This window comes from Pseudomonas sp. NFR09 (assembly GCF_900111535.1).
Taxonomy (GTDB): Bacteria; Pseudomonadota; Gammaproteobacteria; order Pseudomonadales; family Pseudomonadaceae; genus Aquipseudomonas; species Aquipseudomonas extremorientalis.
On record NZ_FOIH01000006.1, the window covers coordinates 1 to 16,980 of the forward strand.

18 protein-coding genes are annotated in these 16,980 nt (G+C 61.0%); 12 read left to right on the forward strand and 6 right to left on the reverse strand.

Going from position 1 to position 16,980, the window contains the following annotated elements; translation table 11 throughout:
- Positions 1-500: 500 nt before the first annotated feature.
- The 4 genes from rhtA to BMX59_RS14525 all read left to right on the forward strand — a co-directional run bounded on the left by rhtA (position 501) and on the right by BMX59_RS14525 (position 3,302).
- Positions 501-1,388, forward strand: coding sequence for a threonine/homoserine exporter RhtA (gene rhtA, locus BMX59_RS14510; protein ID WP_093122583.1), 888 nt, complete (start codon positions 501-503; stop codon positions 1,386-1,388).
- Positions 1,389-1,552: 164 nt separating this feature from the next.
- The gene (locus BMX59_RS14515) at positions 1,553-1,834 is read left to right on the forward strand and encodes a hypothetical protein (protein WP_058426920.1); all 282 of its coding nucleotides are present in this window, start codon (positions 1,553-1,555) and stop codon (positions 1,832-1,834) included.
- 109 nt (positions 1,835-1,943) lie between these two features.
- Entirely contained in the window at positions 1,944-2,675 is a 732-nt protein-coding gene (locus BMX59_RS14520) for an SDR family oxidoreductase (RefSeq protein ID WP_092248073.1), read from the forward strand.
- A gap of 36 nt (positions 2,676-2,711) precedes the next feature.
- Positions 2,712-3,302 carry a 2-hydroxychromene-2-carboxylate isomerase gene (locus BMX59_RS14525; protein ID WP_093122586.1) on the forward strand — a complete coding sequence of 197 codons (591 nt, stop codon included), beginning with the start codon at positions 2,712-2,714 and terminating at the stop codon, positions 3,300-3,302.
- 46 nt (positions 3,303-3,348) lie between these two features.
- Here the strand turns inward: BMX59_RS14525 and BMX59_RS14530 are convergent, their stop codons facing one another.
- The 3 genes from BMX59_RS14530 to BMX59_RS14540 form a co-directional block, all read right to left on the reverse strand.
- Positions 3,349-5,157: an aminopeptidase P family protein gene (locus BMX59_RS14530; RefSeq protein WP_093122589.1), complete on the reverse strand. Its 1,809-nt coding sequence runs from the start codon at positions 5,155-5,157 to the stop codon at positions 3,349-3,351.
- A gap of 49 nt (positions 5,158-5,206) precedes the next feature.
- Positions 5,207-6,367, reverse strand: coding sequence for a cysteine desulfurase family protein (locus tag BMX59_RS14535; protein WP_071492286.1), 1,161 nt, complete (start codon positions 6,365-6,367; stop codon positions 5,207-5,209).
- A gap of 233 nt (positions 6,368-6,600) precedes the next feature.
- On the reverse strand, positions 6,601-6,870 hold the full coding sequence (locus tag BMX59_RS14540) for a hypothetical protein (protein WP_092248061.1): 270 nt from the start codon (positions 6,868-6,870) through the stop codon (positions 6,601-6,603).
- Positions 6,871-7,268: 398 nt separating this feature from the next.
- On the opposite strand from BMX59_RS14540, the gene msuE reads away from it, so the two are divergent.
- Genes msuE through BMX59_RS14560 form a run of 4 tightly spaced genes read left to right on the forward strand, consistent with a single transcriptional unit; the run spans position 7,269 to position 11,303 of the window.
- Positions 7,269-7,832 (forward strand): FMN reductase, encoded by a 564-nt coding sequence (msuE, locus tag BMX59_RS14545; RefSeq protein WP_058426944.1) that lies wholly within the window; start codon positions 7,269-7,271, stop codon positions 7,830-7,832.
- A 9-nt stretch (positions 7,833-7,841) separates the two neighbouring features.
- Entirely contained in the window at positions 7,842-8,981 is a 1,140-nt protein-coding gene (gene ssuD, locus BMX59_RS14550) for an FMNH2-dependent alkanesulfonate monooxygenase (protein WP_093122595.1), read from the forward strand.
- A 19-nt stretch (positions 8,982-9,000) separates the two neighbouring features.
- Positions 9,001-10,188 carry an acyl-CoA dehydrogenase family protein gene (locus BMX59_RS14555; RefSeq protein ID WP_093122598.1) on the forward strand — a complete coding sequence of 396 codons (1,188 nt, stop codon included), beginning with the start codon at positions 9,001-9,003 and terminating at the stop codon, positions 10,186-10,188.
- Positions 10,189-10,199: 11 nt separating this feature from the next.
- Positions 10,200-11,303, forward strand: a complete 1,104-nt coding sequence (locus BMX59_RS14560; RefSeq protein ID WP_093122601.1) for a sigma-54 interaction domain-containing protein — start codon at positions 10,200-10,202, stop codon at positions 11,301-11,303.
- On the opposite strand, the gene BMX59_RS14565 is transcribed toward BMX59_RS14560, so the two are convergent.
- Positions 11,292-11,657 carry an antibiotic biosynthesis monooxygenase gene (locus BMX59_RS14565; protein ID WP_071492281.1) on the reverse strand — a complete coding sequence of 122 codons (366 nt, stop codon included), beginning with the start codon at positions 11,655-11,657 and terminating at the stop codon, positions 11,292-11,294. The genes BMX59_RS14560 and BMX59_RS14565 overlap by 12 nt on opposite strands.
- Positions 11,658-11,757: 100 nt before the next feature.
- On the opposite strand from BMX59_RS14565, the gene soxR reads away from it, so the two are divergent.
- The 4 genes from soxR to BMX59_RS14585 all read left to right on the forward strand — a co-directional run bounded on the left by soxR (position 11,758) and on the right by BMX59_RS14585 (position 14,850).
- Entirely contained in the window at positions 11,758-12,207 is a 450-nt protein-coding gene (gene soxR / locus BMX59_RS14570) for a redox-sensitive transcriptional activator SoxR (RefSeq protein WP_071492280.1), read from the forward strand.
- Between the two features lie 99 nt (positions 12,208-12,306).
- Positions 12,307-12,765 (forward strand): VOC family protein, encoded by a 459-nt coding sequence (locus BMX59_RS14575; protein ID WP_092248052.1) that lies wholly within the window; start codon positions 12,307-12,309, stop codon positions 12,763-12,765.
- A gap of 126 nt (positions 12,766-12,891) precedes the next feature.
- Positions 12,892-13,767 carry an alpha/beta fold hydrolase gene (locus tag BMX59_RS14580; protein WP_093122604.1) on the forward strand — a complete coding sequence of 292 codons (876 nt, stop codon included), beginning with the start codon at positions 12,892-12,894 and terminating at the stop codon, positions 13,765-13,767.
- A gap of 168 nt (positions 13,768-13,935) precedes the next feature.
- Complete coding sequence (locus BMX59_RS14585) at positions 13,936-14,850, forward strand: LysR substrate-binding domain-containing protein (RefSeq protein ID WP_218189805.1); 915 nt, start codon at positions 13,936-13,938, stop codon at positions 14,848-14,850.
- On the opposite strand, the gene leuD is transcribed toward BMX59_RS14585, so the two are convergent.
- Both leuD and leuC read right to left on the reverse strand, forming a co-directional pair.
- Entirely contained in the window at positions 14,847-15,461 is a 615-nt protein-coding gene (gene leuD, locus BMX59_RS14590) for a 3-isopropylmalate dehydratase small subunit (protein ID WP_093122610.1), read from the reverse strand. The genes BMX59_RS14585 and leuD overlap by 4 nt on opposite strands.
- The gene (gene leuC, locus BMX59_RS14595) at positions 15,458-16,876 is read right to left on the reverse strand and encodes a 3-isopropylmalate dehydratase large subunit (RefSeq protein WP_093122615.1); all 1,419 of its coding nucleotides are present in this window, start codon (positions 16,874-16,876) and stop codon (positions 15,458-15,460) included. The genes leuD and leuC overlap by 4 nt, the downstream gene beginning before the upstream one ends.
- Positions 16,877-16,980 lie beyond the last annotated feature (104 nt).

Sequence of the window (16,980 nt, forward strand, 5' to 3'; positions counted from 1 at the left end):
CATTCTACAGCAGCCTCATTTGCTGTCAAGTGATTATTTTCAGAAGTTTTCGAAGATTTCTTCAACAACTTCAACCACTTGCGCTTCCGATCTCTCGTTAGCGGGAGGCGAATTCTACAGCGTTACACGCTGCTGTCAACACCTCTTTTTCTCCGCTTTCGACCGAGAAGATCGAAACATTAATAGAGCCAGACAACACTACCCTATCAACTCCTTCTGGGCTCCAATGAACTGAAGCAAGTCGCTGTCGAATTCTGCGTAACTCTTTGTTTACCAAGGAGTTTTCCGTTTCGACTGCGCCGGAAGTGGGGCGAATTATAGACTTCCAGAATCTGCCGTCAACCCTTAATTTGGTTTTTCTATCAAAGAGCCTGAAACACTCAAAGTCCGTCCTGTATAACGCATCAAAAAGGATAATTGAGCAATATATTGCTCATCACCAAACAGTTGCGCATCATAGCGCTCTTGCTTCTTTTATATGACTTCGGACGAATTCCCCAATGACCACCTCCCCCCGCAGCCTGGCCTCGACACTGTTCCCTGTCGGCCTGCTGTTGATCGCCATGGCCTCTATCCAGTCCGGCGCCTCGCTGGCCAAGAGCATGTTCCCTGTCGTTGGCGCACAAGGCACAACGGCACTGCGCCTGATTTTCGCCAGCATGATCATGCTGCTTTTGTTGCGCCCGTGGCGCGCCAAACTGACCTCCAAGTCCTTACGTACCGTCATCGTCTACGGGATGGCGTTGGGTGGCATGAACTTTCTCTTCTATATGTCATTGCGCAGCGTGCCCCTGGGGATTGCGGTCGCCCTGGAATTCACCGGCCCCCTCGCGGTGGCCATTTACGCCTCTCGGCGCGCAGTCGACTTCCTGTGGATTGCCCTCGCCATCATCGGCCTTCTCTTGTTGATCCCGATGGGCGAGGCCAGCAGCGGCATCGACTTGCTGGGGGCAGCCTACGCGCTGGGAGCAGGCGTCTGCTGGGCACTCTACATTCTGTATGGTCAGAAAGCAGGGAATGACAACGGCGTCCAGACCGCCGCCCTCGGGGTGATGATCGCCGCATTGTTTGTTGCACCTATCGGCATCGTCCACGCAGGCAGCGCATTGCTGACTCCCGCACTGATCCCGATCGCCATCGGCGTCGCCATTCTGTCCACCGCCCTGCCCTACACCTTGGAAATGGTTGCACTGACGCGCCTCCCTGCCCGAACCTTCGGCACCCTTATGAGCATTGAGCCCGCTTTCGGCGCGCTTTCCGGCCTGTTATTCCTGCACGAGCACTTGTCCTTCGCCCAGTGGCTGGCAATCACTTGCATCATTTTGGCCTCCGTAGGTGCCACGGTAACGATGCGCAGCGAACCAAAGCCACTGGTTGCCTCGGATTGAAGTCTGTTTGAATGTAGCTCTGGTATTTACCGCACATTTAGGCCATGTTTAAGCCGTAAACGAATGTCATTCATGGAGAATTTCGACAAGGACAGCGCGAACGCTACACCCGAAAGCGAGTAGAGCCGGCCTCTAGCGTTGCAAGGCGGCTATTAAGGATAGGAATGAAGCGAATTTTAATACTGTTAATGGTCATGGCCGTTGCTGGTTGTGCCGCGACCACCAAGACAGAAGTGAAACGTGGCAAAAAAGGGTTGCATATCAACTGTTCCGGCCTGTCCTCTTCCTGGGAGCAGTGCTACACCAGTGCGACCAACTCCTGTGGCGCCAAGGGCTACCGAGTAATCGCAAAGTCCGGTGACAATTCTGAGGAACCTGGGGACTACCCATTCGGCCTCAACCCTGCCGGCTACACCAGCCGCAGTATGATCGTCATCTGTAAGTAATCGAATGAGCAGTCATCTCTGACTGCTCCTATCAAATCCGGATACAAATCCGGCCCTTCGCGACACGGCGTCTAAACTCCTGCTCTACCATCGAGCCAACGGAGTTCCCATGACACACAACAAAAAAATCGTATTGGTAGTGGGCGCCGGTGATGCAACCGGCGGCGCCATTGCCAGACGCTTCGCCCGCGAAGGCTATGTGGCCTGCGTCAGCCGCCGCAGCGCCGATAAGTTACAGCCGCTGGTGGACAGTATTAACGCAGTGGGCGGCGAAGCCCATGGGTTTACCTGTGATGCGCGTAAAGAAGAAGACGTCATCGCGCTGATCGAACAGATCGAAACTGAGCTGGGTCCGATTGAAGCCTTTGTGTTCAATATCGGCGCCAATGTGCCGTGCAGCATCCTGGAAGAAACCGCGCGCAAGTATTTCAAGATCTGGGAGATGGCCTGCTTCTCCGGTTTTCTGAACGCACGCGAAGTGGCCAAGCGCATGGTCACGCGCAATCGAGGCACCATCCTGTTTACCGGCGCCACCGCCGGATTGCGCGGCGGCGCAGGTTTTGCCGCCTTCGCCGGGGCCAAGCACGGGATTCGGGCCCTCGCGCAAAGCATGGCGCGGGAACTGGGTCCCAGGAACATCCATGTCGCCCATGTCGTGATCGATGGCGCCATTGACACCGACTTCATTCGCGACAATTTCCCGCAGAAATACGCACTCAAAGACCAGGACGGCATCCTCAGCCCCGAGCATATCGCCGATAACTATTGGCACCTCCACAGCCAGCCACGCGATGCCTGGACCTTTGAACTGGACCTGCGCCCCTGGAATGAACCCTGGTAAGCACGCCCCCATAACAATAAGCAGCGAGCATCGACCATGCGTAAAACCCTGGAATTCTTCTTTGACCTGGGCAGCCCCGCCACCTACCTGGCCTACACCCAGCTACCGGCATTGTGCGAGGCAACCGATACACAGCTTGTGTATAAACCCATGTTATTGGGCGGCGTGTTCAAGGCCACCGGTAACGCCTCTCCAATCACCGTTCCTGCAAAGGGTCGCTACATGCTCGATGACCTGGCGCGTTACGCCCGGCGCTACAACGTACCGCTCCGGTTCAACCCGCACTTCCCCATCAATACGCTGGTGTTGATGCGAGCGGTCACCGGCATCCAATTGCACCAGCCTGAGCGTTTCCTGGACTTCGTTGATTGCCTGTTCCATGCCCTTTGGGTCGAAGGCCGTCACTTGGGAGACCCCGCCGTCGTGGCTGCCGTACTCACTGAATACGGATTTGCCGCCAATGAAATCCTGAATTTGGCCAATGACGAAACCGTTAAGGCTGCCTTGAAGGACAACACCGAACAGGCCGTTCAACGCGGCGTGTTCGGTGCCCCCAGTATGTTTGTAGGCAACCAGCTGTTCTTCGGTCAGGACCGTCTGGAATTTGTGCGCGAAGCGTTGAGTTAGAGCTTGATGGCCAAAACGCCCTGGCACGTTACTGCCTGGCAGGTAATCAGATAGCCGCAGTGCGTACCTGCAACCACTCCAGCGCGGCACCGCTGAGCAATGGGCTCAAACGCTTGCGCACCTCAGTGTGGTAAGCGTTGAACCACTCACGCTCGTCTGCCGTGAGCAACGATGGCAACAGGCAGCGCGTGTCGATCGGGCACAAGGTCAGGGTTTCGAACTTGAGAAACTCACCGAACTCGGTCTTGCCCGCTTCGCGGTTCAACACCAGATTCTCGATACGCACGCCCCAACGGCCTGGACGGTAAGTACCCGGTTCAATGGAGGTGATCATCCCCGCTTGCATCGCCGTTTGCGGCGCGGTAGCCGCCTGGTAGGCAATCACTTGTGGGCCCTCATGCACGTTGAGGAAATAGCCTACACCGTGGCCAGTACCGTGGCCGTAGTCCACGCCTTCCGCCCAGATCGGCGCGCGGGCAATCGCATCCAGCAGCGGCGACAGGATCCCTTTCGGAAAGTGGGCACGGGACAAGGCAATCACGCCCTTGAGCACCCGGGTGCAGTCCCGCTTCTGCTCGTCACTCGGCGTGCCGATCGGCACCATCCGCGTGATATCCGTGGTGCCGCCCAGATACTGGCCACCCGAATCAATCAGCAGCAGGCCATCGCCTTCGATCAGCGCGTGCTCTTCTTCAGTGGCGTGGTAATGCGGCATCGCGCCGTTGGCGTTGTAGGCCGCAATGGTGTTGAAACTCAACGACACATAACCAGGGCGGCGGCTGCGTGCAGCGGTCAGGTGTTCGTCGATGGTCAACTCGGTGATGCGTTCACGGCCCAGCGCACTGTCCAGCCAGGCGAAAAACTCGCACAGCGCTGCGCCATCCTGCTCCATGGCTTGGCGGATATGTTCTGCGTCGGCCAGGCTCTTGCGGGACTTGGCCAATGTGGTCGGGTTGAGGCCTTCGACCAGCTTGACGCCGGCATCGAGATTTTCCAGCAAACCCGCGGTAACGCGCGCCGGGTCGACCTGCAGACTGGCGCCCGCCGGCACCGCGCGCAATGCATCCGCCACTTCGCTGTAGTCGCGCAGCGTCACGCCATCCTGCTCCAGCACAGCCCGCAACTCGGCGTCGACTTTGCTCAGTGCCACAAACAGCGTGGCCTGGTGTTGATTGATCAACGCAAAGGACACAAACACCGGGTTGAACGAAACGTCACCACCACGCAGGTTGAACAGCCAGGCAATGTCATCCAGGGTCGCGATGAAATGCCAGTCGGCGCCCTTCTCTTTCAAGGCAGCACGCAGCGAAGCGAGTTTTTCAATACGGCTGACAGTAGCCTGCGGTGGCAGGTGTTGATAGATCGGCTGGTTCGGCAATGCCGGACGGTCATGCCAGACTTCATCAAGCAGGTCGATATCGGTACGCAAGCGCGCGCCGCGCTCCGCCAGCTTACCGCCCAGGGTACGCGCCGAAGCCACGGCCATGACCGCACCATCCACCGCCACCACACCACCTTCCGGCGTTTGCTCGGCCAGCCACTCCAGCGGCCCGGGTTGGCCCGGCTGCAGCTTCACCAATTCGATGCCGCTGCCCTTGAGTTCCTTGGTCGCCTGTTCCCAGTAACGGCTATCGGCCCACACACCGGCGAAATCCGCAGTGACAATCAGCGTTCCCACCGAGCCATGAAACCCCGACAGCCATTGCCGCCCCTGCCAGTAACCCGGCAAGTACTCGGACAAGTGCGGGTCGGCCGACGGCACCAGCAGGGCATGAATACCCTCGCGGCTCATCAGTTCACGGGTATGCGCCAGGCGCTGGGGAACCGTTCCATGGGTCAAGGGCTGCGTACTCATTGTGTCTCCTGCTAACCACGAATAATTGTTATGTGTCGCGATAAATGAATCAGACCGCCCAGAACGCCGGTGCGCTGGCGAGGGCCGCCTTGATCAGTTGCACCGCCTGGTCGATATCCTGTTCAGTGGTAAACCGGCCGAGGCTCAAGCGAATGGTGCGGCTGGCGCTGCGTGCATCATGGCCCAGGGCGAGCAGCACATGGGACGGTGCATTGCTGGCCGAGTTGCAGGCCGAGGTCGCAGAAAACGCGATCCCCGCGCTCAACGCCGCGGCGTTGAATTCGCCTTCACTGAACGTGAGGCTCAGGGTATGGGGAATACGCTGTGTAGCGCTGCCATTGAGGCGCACACCGGCCACCGACTCCAACTGGTCGAGCAGGCGCTGGCGCAGAGCCACAATCACCGCCTTTTCTTCAGAGAAAGACGCCGCCGCCAAGGCGAACGCGGTGCCCATGCCAGCAATCTGATGGGTCGCCAGGGTGCCGGAACGCAAGCCACCCTCGTGGCCGCCACCGTGAATCTGCGCCAGGACCTTCTGCTGCGCCCGCGGACCGACGTACAAAGCACCGATACCTTTGGGGCCATAGAGTTTGTGCGCGGAAAACGACATCAGATCCACCGGCCACTGCGCCAGATCGATCGCCACCTTACCCGCCCCTTGCGCCGCATCCACATGCAACAACGCGCCGTGTTCACGCACGCGGGCACCGATGGCAGGGATATCGTTGAGGGTGCCGAGCTCGTTGTTCACCAGCATTAACGACACCAGGAAGGTGTCCTCGCGCAAGGCTTCGCTGACGGCATCGGCGCTGATCAAGCCATCGGCGTCCGGCACCAGGTAGGTCACGGCCACGCCGGCTTCCTGCAATTGTCGCGCGGTATCCAGGGTGGCCTTGTGTTCGATCTGGCTGGTAATGATATGCCCACCCGCCACGCCCCGCGCCTGGGCCACGCCTTTGATCGCAAGGTTGTTGGATTCGGTGGCGCCGGAGGTCCAGACGATTTGGTCCGGGTTGGCACCGACCAGCCCGGCCACCTGACGACGCGCCTGTTCGACCGTCTGCCGGGCCGCCTGGCCGAACGCATGGGAACTGGACGCGGGGTTACCGAAATTGGCGTTGAAGCCCAGACACTCGACCATCACCTGGATGACCCGCTCGTCCACCGGGGTGGTGGCGGCATAGTCGAAATACAACGGACGTTTATTCATGACGTTAGAAACTCGCAGAGCAGGTTCCCGAGAGCAGCGTCTCAGGGGCACGGACCGGGACAGAGGTCGTCAGGTTTAACCGATCACACGCCATTAAAGAAGGACCACTTTATGTAAATGTGCGTAGGAACGCTCCTGAAATTCAGCTTAACAGGCTGAAGTCGCTCCATGGCAAACAAAAAGCCCGAGGATCCTTGTGGATAACCTCGGGCTTTTTGTCGCTGGGCGCGGGTTCAACTGGGACGACCATGCAGGGTCACGCTGCGTTCGGCATTCATTTCGCCCTTGCTATCAAAGTCGAAGGGTTTCTGTGGCTGGCCGGTCAGCGCGGCGCGCTGCTGTTGATATTCGTCAAACGACAAACCACGACGGCTCAATGCTTCAAGGGCCAACTGCTTGGTTTCTTCTGCGGTGTAAGGACGCAATTCAGGCGAAGGATGAGTCGCACATCCGGCAAGGACTGAGCTGACAATCAATAAGGAAACAGCGAGGAATCGGTTCATGGTGGTGGCCCTGCGAAGGAGGTTTCGAGTCAATGAACACAGGCTACTCCGGCCCCTTGATGGTGAAAAATCACCTGCCTTGATAGTTGCTATCAACCGCCAACGCACCTTCGATAGCAGAGCCTTTATATTTCCTTATGATCTATAAATATGGAAATACGTTAATTTACGGAATAAATACAACCCTCTATAAAGGGACTACACCGCCTGGCACTGTTGCCCACGCAACTGTTGCCCTGGCAACAGCCAATCAACAAATCACCAGGCAGCCAACACCGGCATTTTTCAGCAGTGAGCCTGCAACCCGCGTCGATCAAGGCTTGCACCCGTTGGTACAGCTCTTGCTCAAGCGGTTGCACTCCACCTGCTATGAACCACTGTTGAAAAAGGAACTGTTCATGACCCGTCCCCTGAATGTTGTTGCCCTCTCCGGCGGAACCTGGCGCCCGTCCCGTACCCTGGTGTTGACCCAGGCGGTGCTGGCTGAGCTGGCTACCTTGCTGCCGATCCAGGCCACCCTGATCGAGCTGGGCGATATCGCCCGGCCGCTGGGCGGTGCGCTGTCCCGTGATGAACTGCCCGCAGAAGTCGAAGCGCAACTGTTGGCCATCGAACAGGCCGACTTGCTGATCGTCGCCGCGCCGGTCTATCGCGGTTCCTACCCGGGCCTGCTCAAGCACCTGTTCGACCTGGTCGGCCTCAATGCGCTGATCAACACCCCCGTGCTCCTGGCGGCAACCGGCGGCAGCGAACGCCACGCGCTGGTCCTCGACCACCAACTGCGTCCGCTGTTCAGCTTTTTCCAGGCGCTGACCCTGCCGATCGGTGTGTACGCCACCGAGGCCGACTTCACCGACTACCAAATAACCAGCGAATTACTGAAAGCCCGTATTCAACTGGCGGCAGAACGCGCAGCGCCTTTGTTCGCCGCGCACTCCCCCTCTCTGCTGAAAATCGCTTAAGGATTGGTCATGGATGTTTTCTGGTTTCTGCCAACGCACGGCGACGGTCATTACCTGGGCACCACGCAGGGTGCACGGCCGGTCACCCTCAATTATCTGAAACAAGTCGCCCAGGCAGCTGACAGCCTGGGCTACCACGGCGTGCTGATTCCTACCGGGCGCTCGTGCGAAGACTCCTGGGTCATCGCCTCGGCCTTGGTGCCGCTGACCGAACGCCTGCGTTACCTGGTGGCGATTCGTCCGGGCATCATTTCGCCGACTGTCTCGGCGCGCATGGCGGCGACCCTCGATCGCCTGTCCAATGGCCGCCTGCTGATCAACGTGGTGACCGGCGGCGACCCCGACGAAAACCGTGGCGACGGCAGTTTCCTCGACCACGCCGAACGCTACGAAGTCTCCGACGAATTCCTACGTATCTGGCGCCGTGTGTTGCAGGGCGAATCGGTGAATTTCGAAGGCAAGCACCTGCGCGTGCAAAACGCCAAGGCCCTTTACCCGCCGGTGCAGAAGCCTTACCCGCCGCTGTACTTCGGTGGATCCTCCGACGCCGCCCACGACCTCGCCGCCGAGCAGGTGGACGTGTACCTGACCTGGGGCGAACCACCCGCCGCCGTTGCGGAAAAACTCGCGGATGTGCGTGAGCGCGCCGCACGCCACGGGCGCACCGTGAAGTTCGGCATCCGCCTGCATGTGATCGTGCGCGAGACCGCAGAAGACGCCTGGAAAGCCGCCGACAAGCTGATCGAGCACATCAGCGACGAAACCATCGCCGCCGCGCAAAAATCCTTTTCGCGCTTTGATTCCGAAGGCCAACGCCGCATGGCCGCCCTGCACGACGGGCGCCGTGACAACCTGGAAATCGCCCCCAACCTGTGGGCCGGCGTCGGCCTGGTGCGTGGCGGGGCCGGCACCGCGCTGGTGGGCAACCCGCAACAAGTGGCCGAACGCATCAAGGAATACGCGGACCTGGGGATCGAGAGCTTCATTTTCTCCGGCTACCCGCACCTGGAAGAAGCCTATCGCTTCGCCGAGCTGGTGTTCCCGTTGCTACCGGAACCCTATGCCAGCCTTGCCGGCCACGGCATCACCAACCTCACGGGCCCCTTTGGCGAAATGATTGCCAACGATGTGTTGCCGACCAAAGCTTGAGATCAATGAGGAACACCGTGTGACCGCCAAACCCCACAGCGTCCTGCCGTCCCCCTTGCAGACCGCCAGACTGCTGGCCGCCGACTTCGCCCTCACCGCCGTCGAACGTGACGAACGCGGCGGCACACCCAAGGCTGAACGCGACGCCCTGCGCCAGAGCGGCCTGCTGGCCCTGAGCATTCCCACCCAGTACGGTGGCCTCGGCGCACGCTGGAGCGACACCCTGGGTATCGTGCGTGAATTCGCCAAGGTCGACAGCTCCATCGCCCATGTCTTCGGTTTTCACCACCTGATGCTCGCCACCGTGCGCCTGTTTTCACGCCCGGACCAATGGCAACCCTGGTTCGAACAGACCGCGCGCAAAAACTGGTTCTGGGGCAACGCCCTCAACCCGCTGGACACGCGCACCGTGGTCAAGGATTTCGGCGGCTGGCGCGAGTTCTCCGGCAAAAAGAGCTTCTGCTCCGGCGCCAGCGACTCTGAAATGCTGATCGCTTCGGCGGTGGACGAATCCGCCGGTGGCAAACTGCTGATCGCAGCGATCCCCAGCGGGCGCAGCGGCATCACCTTGCACAATGATTGGAACAATATCGGCCAGCGCCAGACCGACAGCGGCAGCGCCAGCTTCGAACGGGTGCGCGTCGAAGAATCCGAGCTGCTGCTCGATCCGGGACCGCTGAGCACACCCTTCGCCTGCCTGCGCCCGTTGATCGCCCAACTGACGTTCACCCACATGTTTCTCGGCATTGCCGAAGGCGCCTTCGAGGAAGCGCGCAATTACACCCTCACCGAAACCCGCGCCTGGCATAAATCCTCGGCCGAAGATGTGCGCAGGGACCCTTACGTACTGCATCACTACGGCGAATTCTGGGTCGCACTGGAAGGCGTGCGCCTGCTGGTGGAGCGCGCTGCCGACCTGCTCGACCAAGCCTGGGCCAAAGGCCCGAACCTCAGCGAAACCGAACGCGGCCAGTTGGCCATTGCCATCGCCACCGCCAAGGTCGCCGCCACCCAGCAGGGCCTGGAGCTGTGCAGCCGCCTGTTCGAAGTCACCGGTGCGCGCTCTACCCACGCGTCGCTGCGCCTGGACCGTCACTGGCGCAACCTGCGCACCCAGACCCTGCACGACCCGGTGGACTACAAACTCCACGAACTGGGTGACTGGGTGCTGAACCACTCCCTGCCGATTCCAACGTTCTATTCCTAAGAGAGGTGCCCATGCAGCTGTTGACCCTACCGCCCTCGCCCGCCCTCGCGACCTCGATCCGCGCCACGGCCCAGGTCTTCGAAGACCCCAAATCCCAGGCGTTGCTCGACCACATCCAGCAAGTGGCGCCCAGCGAAGCCAGCGTGCTGATCATCGGCGAGACCGGCACCGGTAAAGAGCTGGTGGCACGCCACATCCACAACCTCAGCGCACGGCGCAACCGGCCATTCGTGGCGGTCAACTGCGGGGCGTTCTCCGAGTCCCTGGTGGAGGCCGAACTGTTCGGCCATGAAAAAGGCGCCTTCACCGGCGCCCTCAGCGCCAAGGCCGGCTGGTTCGAGGAGGCCGACGGCGGCACGTTGTTTCTCGATGAGATCGGCGATTTGCCGATGGCGATCCAGGTCAAACTGCTGCGGGTCCTGCAGGAACGAGAAGTCGTACGCCTGGGTTCGCGCAAGAGCATTCCGATTGATGTGCGCGTCTTGGCCGCAACCAACGTGCAGTTGGAAAAAGCCATCAACGCCGGGCATTTCCGCGAAGACCTCTATTACCGCCTCGATGTGGTCAGCCTGGAGCTCAGCCCGCTGCGCGAGCGCCCCGGCGATATCCTGCCGCTGACCCGACACTTTATCGAAGCCTACAGCCAGCGCCTGGGATATGGCCCCATCACCATCAGCCGCGAGGCCGAGCACAAGCTTAAAAGCTACAGTTGGCCGGGCAACATCCGCGAGTTGGAAAACGTAATCCACCACACCCTGCTGACCTGCCGGAACGGCGTGATCGAGCGCGACGACCTGCGCCTGTCTAACATGCGCATCGAGCGCCAGGACGACAGCCAGCACGGCAGCGACAACAGCGCTGAAGCATTGCTGGCGCGGGCCTTCCAGAAACTGTTCGAGGAACAGGCCGGCGCCCTGCATGAAAAGGTCGAAGATGCCCTGCTACGGGCCGCCTACCGTTTCAGCCATTACAACCAGGTCCACACCGCCAACCTGCTCGGCCTGAGCCGCAACGTCACACGTACGCGCCTGATCAAGATCGGCGAGCTGGCGGTGAACAAGCGCCGGCCCGGAGAAAACGTGCAAGGCGAGCGCATGCTGCACCTATCCATTTAGGCGGCAGTGCAACGCGTTGTCGTGGCTGCGCTCGAAACTGCGCAGCACCTGGAACGAACCAAAGGTCACGGCCGTGGCCTGGTGGGCGCGAATCAATGTCCAGAAATCTTCCTCGCCATGCTCAAAACACTGGAAGGCCGCCTCGCCGTCTTCACGCGAGTGCCATTGCAGGTAATTGAGCACCCGCCGTCCGTCATCGCTGACCAGCACACTCGCATTGATAAAGCCGCCATGGCCCTGGGCCAGGCGTTCGCTCTGAAGGGTCAGGGCGGCCACCAGGGCAGATTGTTGCCGGGGTTCGATCTGAAACTCGATCAATTGAGTGAAGCTGCGATTCTTCTCTGATACCTGCATGAACACTCCCCTTCCTCTGTAGGCAGAATCTTGCGATTCGATGCCATGCAGGGTAAAACCTCTAGTTAAGTCAAGGTCAAGCGCTTATCTGGAGTTTTTCATGCTCAACAAGGAACTCACTGTCGGCCAACTGGCCGCCCGCAGTGGTGTGGCGGTCACGGCGCTGCACTTCTACGAAACCAAGGGGCTGATCAAGAGCAATCGCAACGCCGGTAATCAACGGCGTTACCCCCGGGATGTACTGCGGCGCGTGGTGGTGATCAAGATCGCCCAGCGCCTGGGCATTCCGCTGGCAACGATTGGCGAAGCCTTGCAGACATTGCCGGAGGGGCGCACGCCCAACGCCCAGGATTGGGAGCGTTTGTCGGCGCTGTGGCGGCAAGACCTGGATGAGCGCATCAACAAGCTGACGCTGCTGCGCGACAAGCTCAATGGCTGTATTGGCTGCGGATGTTTGTCGATGGAGGCGTGTCCATTGCGCAATCAGGATGACCAGCTTGGTGAGCGCGGGCCGGGGGCACAGTTGCTGGAACCGACACCCCCTGCATGACCTGCGGCCCCAACACTTCGTCGACTGCCCACAGGCCACACGGAACGTGGCCTATAGTGAAGAGGCCGTTTCTCTACAACCACAATCAAGGAGAGCGATATGAGCGTTGAACCTATTCCGGAGGGCTACGCCAGCATCACGCCTTATATGGGCATCGACAAAGCCAGTGAAGCCATCGAGTTCTACAAAAAAGCCTTCGGCGCCACCCAGGTCATGCGTCTGGACATGCCGGATGGCAAAGTCGGCCATGCCGAGCTGCGCATCGGCGATTCGGCCATCATGCTGGGCACGCCCTGCGACGAAATGGCCCTGCGCAACCCGGCCGAACACACCAGTGTCGGCTTGCATCTGTATGTGAGCGATGTCGACGCGCAGTTCAAGCAAGCCGTTGCGGCTGGCGCCAGCGTCGTGTCCGAGCCCAAGGACCAGTTCTATGGCGACCGCTCCGCCAGTGTGAAGGATCCGTTCGGTCATCTGTGGTTCCTGGCGACCCACAAGGAGGACCTGACCGAAGCACAGATCCGCGAACGTGCCGAGGCCCTGTTCAAACAAGGCTGACCCTTTGCAGGAGCGAGCAAGCCCGCTCCTGCATCACACTTCATGAACACCCCCTCCACGTTTTTGCCCTTGCCCCGAATGCCGCGTGATTCCACGATGCAAGCATTCATCACAAGGAGTCATTCCATGTTCGCCGGATTCCAGAAAGACCAGTGCCACGTCAACGGCGTGGACATCAGCTACCGCAAAGGTGGTACAGGTCCCGGTCTGCTCCTGTTGCACGGGCATCCGCAAACCCACGTCATCTGGCACAAAGTCGCCGACCAACTGGCTGAACACTTCACCGTGGTGGCCGCCGACCTGCGCGGCTATGGCGACAGCAGCAAGCTGCCGGCCAATGACCATCACACCCATTATTCGAAACGGGAAATGGCCCGGGACAACGTCGAACTGATGCAGGCGCTGGGCTTCGACAGGTTCTCGGTGCTGGCCCACGACCGTGGTGCCCGCGTGGCCCACCGCCTGGCCCTGGACCACCCAGCGGCCGTGCAACGCATGGTGCTGCTGGACATTGCCCCGACCCTGTCGATGTACGCGCAGACCAACGAAGCCTTCGCCCGCGCCTACTGGCACTGGTTCTTCCTGATCCGTCCGGCGCCCTTGCCGGAAGCCTTGATCGAGGGCAACCCGGAGCTGTACCTGCGTAGCGTGATGGGCAGTCGCAGCGCCGGGCTCAAGCCGTTCACTCAGGAAGCCTTCGCCGAATACTTGCGTTGCCTGAAATTGCCGGGCGCCGCCACGGGCATCTGCGAGGACTACCGGGCTGCCGCCGGCATCGACCTTGAGCACGACCAGGCGGACATCGACGCCGGCCATCACCTGAGCCTGCCGTTACTGGTGATGTGGGGTGCCGAAGGCACTGTCGGGCGCTGCTTCGAGCCGCTCAAGGAATGGCAGAAAGTCGCCACCGACGTGCGTGGCAAGGCCCTGCCGGCCGGCCATTACATCGCCGAAGAAGCCCCTGAGTTGCTGCTGGGCGAAGTCCTGACCTTCCTTCGCTGAGCAGCGCTGTAACCCCGGTTCTTCCGCATCCTCGGCATTATCTGCCGGGAGGGCACCGATCGGCGCCTTCGCTGCTATCGCGTTCACCACCGGCAAGCAACCGGGCCTGCCGGAAGGTCTGCCCAACCGGTGCTATTCTGGCGGCTCATGCCGCCAGCCCCGTTTGTGATGACTAACAAGAAAGATACCGTGCCCCTACCCGAAGACCTGCGGGTGTTCCTGACCGTGATCCGCAAGGCCGGTTTCGCTGCGGCGGCCGATGAGCTGGGCTTGTCGCCAGCGTATGTCAGCAAGCGCATCCAGATTCTCGAAACCACCTTGGCCACCCGCCTGTTGCACCGCACCAGCCGGCGCATTGCCCTGACCGAAGACGGTGAACGGGTGCAGCGCTGGGCGGTGCGCATCCTTGAAGATTTCCAGCAACTGTCCGATGAACTCTCCGACGCCCATGACCGCCCGCGTGGCCACCTGCATCTGTGCAGCAGCTTCGGTTTCGGTCGCAACCATGTGGCCCCCGCCGTATCGTTGCTGGCTGAGCAGTACCCGGACCTGGAAATCCGTCTGGACCTGTTCGACCGCGTGGTGGATATCGTCAGCGAAGGCTTCGACCTGGAGATCCGCGTGGGCGACGACATCCCCGGCCAGCAGATCGGCCGTCGGCTGGTGAGCAACCGGCGCGTGCTGTGCGCCGCCCCGGCTTACCTGGAGCGGCGCGGCACACCGCAACAGTTGAGTGACCTGGAGCAGCACGACTGCCTGATACTCAAGGAGCGCGATAACGCGTTCGGCATCTGGAACCTGGAGCGCGACGGCACCCAGGAAAGCGTGCGCGTACGCGGGCCGCTGTCGTCGAACAATGGCGAAATTGTGCTGCAGTGGGCATTGGATGGGCGCGGTGTGCTGCTGCGCTCGATGTGGGATGTGAAGCCGCTGTTGGAGCAAGGCAAGCTCGTGCAGCTACTGCACGGTTATACCCAGAGCGCCAACGTGTGGGCGGTGTACCCGACACGGTTGGCGTATTCCGGGAAGCTGCGGGCCTGCGTGGAGTTTTTGCAGGAGCATTTCAAGGGATTGTCGATCTAGCTCAGCCAGGGGTTGGCTTGCAGGTGCCGGCGTTCGAAGGCCTTGATCTCCTCACTGCGCTGCAAGGTGCTGCCGATGGCATCCAGGCCCCGCAACAACGCAGTCTTGCGCAGGGTATCGATCTGGAACGGGATCACCTGGCCATCCGACAAATGGATCTGCTGGGCTTCAAGGTCGACACTGATCTGCGCCTGGTCCGCCTGGCTGACGGTCTTGCCCAGCTGCTGCAACACCGCCTCATCCAAGGTGATCAACAACACCCCGTTGCGCTGGCAATTGTCATAGAAAATCCCCGCGAAGCTGCTGCCGATCAGCGCGCGGATGCCCATCTGCTTCAAGCCCCATACCGCGTGTTCCCGGCTGGAACCGCAGCCGAAGTTCGGCCCGACCACCATGAAACATGCGCCCTGCCAGGCCGGCAGGTTCAGCACGAACTCGGGGTTGGGCTCGCCGGACGGCAAGAAGCGCAGGTCGAAGAACAGCCCGCGGTCCAGGCCGCTGCGGTCAATACCCTTGAGAAACTGTTTGGGCATGATCACATCGGTATCGATGTTGGCCGCCAGCATCGGCGCGGCCTTGCCGGTGACCAGGGTGAAGGGTTGCAGGCTCATGGGTGCGCTCCAAAGTGGCGGATATCAGTGAGGCGGCCGGTAATGGCAGCGGCGGCGACCATCGCCGGGCTCATCAGGTGGGTGCGTGCGCCCGCGCCCTGGCGGCCTTCGAAGTTGCGGTTGGTGCTGGACGCACAGCGGTCGCCGGGGGCGAGCACATCGTCGTTCATCGCCAGGCACATCGAGCAACCCGACTGACGCCATTCAAAGCCGGCGTCGATAAAAATCGCTGCAAGGCCTTCGGCTTCGGCCTGGTCGCGCACTTCGGTGGAGCCCGGCACGATCATCGCCCGCACGTGTTCAGCGACGCGCTTGCCACGCACCACGCTGGCGGCGTCGCGCAGGTCTTCGATGCGGGCGTTGGTGCAGGAGCCGATGAACGCATGGCTGATGACGATCTCGATCAACGGCATACCGGCTTCCAGGCCCATGTAGTTGAGGGCGCGGCGCATGTCCTGGCGCAGGATCGGGTCGCTGACGTCCTGCGGGTCGGGCACGCGGGCGCCGATGGGGGCGGCCTGGTCGGGGCTGGTGCCCCAGGTGACCATGGGTTCCAGGGTGCTGGCATCGAGGTGCACTTCCTGGTCGAACACCGCATCGGCATCCGAGTGCAGTTGGCGCCAGCCCACCAGTGCCTGGTCCCACAGCTCGCCTTTCGGCGCACGCGGCTTGCCCTTGAGGTAGGCGAAGACTTTTTCGTCCGGCGCCATGAACGCGCCGCGCGCGCCCGCTTCTACCGCCATGTTGCAGATGGTCATGCGCGCCTCGACGCTCAGCGCATCGATGGTGGAACCACGAAACTCAATGGCATAGCCCGTGGCACCGGAAGCGCCGATCTTGCCGATCAGCGCCATGATCACATCCTTGGACGTCAGGCCGGGTGCCAGGTCGCCCTCAACCGTGACCCGCAGGGTCTTCAGACGCTTGTAGACCAGCGTCTGAGAGGCCAGCAGGTGTTCGATCTCCGAGGTGCCGATGCCGAAACCGAAGGCACCGAGGGCGCCGTAGGTGGTGGTGTGGCTGTCACCGGCGGCGATCACCATGCCTGGCAGGATAAAGCCCTGCTCCGGGGCGATTACGTGTTCGATGCCCTGGCGCTTGTCGAGGATGTCCAGCAGCTCGATGCCGAAGTCCCGGCAGTTCTCCGCCAGGTAGGACACCTGCCGCGCCCCGCCTGCATCGGGCATCGCCGCGACGCGCTTGGGCGTGGTGGGGTTCACATGGTCGACCACGGCCAGCGCCGTGCCTGGGCGCCACACGTTGCGCCCGGCCTCGCGCAAGCCGCTGAAGGCCTGGGGGCTGGTGTATTCGTTGATCACCTGGCGGTCGATGTAAAGCAGCACATGGCCCTGGTCATCCAGGGGGCACACCGTGTGGGAATCGATGTGTTTGTCGTAGAGGGTTCGGGCAGTCATTTTTCTGGGCTCACTTTTGTCGGCGCTCAACGGTATGCGCCCATCCTACGCAGCCGCCTCGCCCCATCAATGGCGCCTGGGTGATGGCTTGGAACATGTTTCGT

Excerpts from the sequence above, each read along its gene's own strand:
- rhtA (WP_093122583.1), top strand. The coding sequence starts at position 501 with ATGACCACCTCCCCCCGCAGCCTGGCCTCGACACTGTTCCCTGTCGGC.
- BMX59_RS14515 (WP_058426920.1), top strand. The coding sequence starts at position 1,553 with ATGAAGCGAATTTTAATACTGTTAATGGTCATGGCCGTTGCTGGTTGT.
- BMX59_RS14520 (WP_092248073.1), top strand. The coding sequence starts at position 1,944 with ATGACACACAACAAAAAAATCGTATTGGTAGTGGGCGCCGGTGATGCA.
- BMX59_RS14525 (WP_093122586.1), top strand. The coding sequence starts at position 2,712 with ATGCGTAAAACCCTGGAATTCTTCTTTGACCTGGGCAGCCCCGCCACC.
- BMX59_RS14530 (WP_093122589.1), bottom strand. The coding sequence starts at position 5,157 with ATGAGTACGCAGCCCTTGACCCATGGAACGGTTCCCCAGCGCCTGGCG.
- BMX59_RS14535 (WP_071492286.1), bottom strand. The coding sequence starts at position 6,367 with ATGAATAAACGTCCGTTGTATTTCGACTATGCCGCCACCACCCCGGTG.
- BMX59_RS14540 (WP_092248061.1), bottom strand. The coding sequence starts at position 6,870 with ATGAACCGATTCCTCGCTGTTTCCTTATTGATTGTCAGCTCAGTCCTT.
- msuE (WP_058426944.1), top strand. The coding sequence starts at position 7,269 with ATGACCCGTCCCCTGAATGTTGTTGCCCTCTCCGGCGGAACCTGGCGC.
- ssuD (WP_093122595.1), top strand. The coding sequence starts at position 7,842 with ATGGATGTTTTCTGGTTTCTGCCAACGCACGGCGACGGTCATTACCTG.
- BMX59_RS14560 (WP_093122601.1), top strand. The coding sequence starts at position 10,200 with ATGCAGCTGTTGACCCTACCGCCCTCGCCCGCCCTCGCGACCTCGATC.
- BMX59_RS14565 (WP_071492281.1), bottom strand. The coding sequence starts at position 11,657 with ATGCAGGTATCAGAGAAGAATCGCAGCTTCACTCAATTGATCGAGTTT.
- soxR (WP_071492280.1), top strand. The coding sequence starts at position 11,758 with ATGCTCAACAAGGAACTCACTGTCGGCCAACTGGCCGCCCGCAGTGGT.
- BMX59_RS14575 (WP_092248052.1), top strand. The coding sequence starts at position 12,307 with ATGAGCGTTGAACCTATTCCGGAGGGCTACGCCAGCATCACGCCTTAT.
- BMX59_RS14580 (WP_093122604.1), top strand. The coding sequence starts at position 12,892 with ATGTTCGCCGGATTCCAGAAAGACCAGTGCCACGTCAACGGCGTGGAC.
- BMX59_RS14585 (WP_218189805.1), top strand. The coding sequence starts at position 13,936 with ATGACTAACAAGAAAGATACCGTGCCCCTACCCGAAGACCTGCGGGTG.
- leuD (WP_093122610.1), bottom strand. The coding sequence starts at position 15,461 with ATGAGCCTGCAACCCTTCACCCTGGTCACCGGCAAGGCCGCGCCGATG.
- leuC (WP_093122615.1), bottom strand. The coding sequence starts at position 16,876 with ATGACTGCCCGAACCCTCTACGACAAACACATCGATTCCCACACGGTG.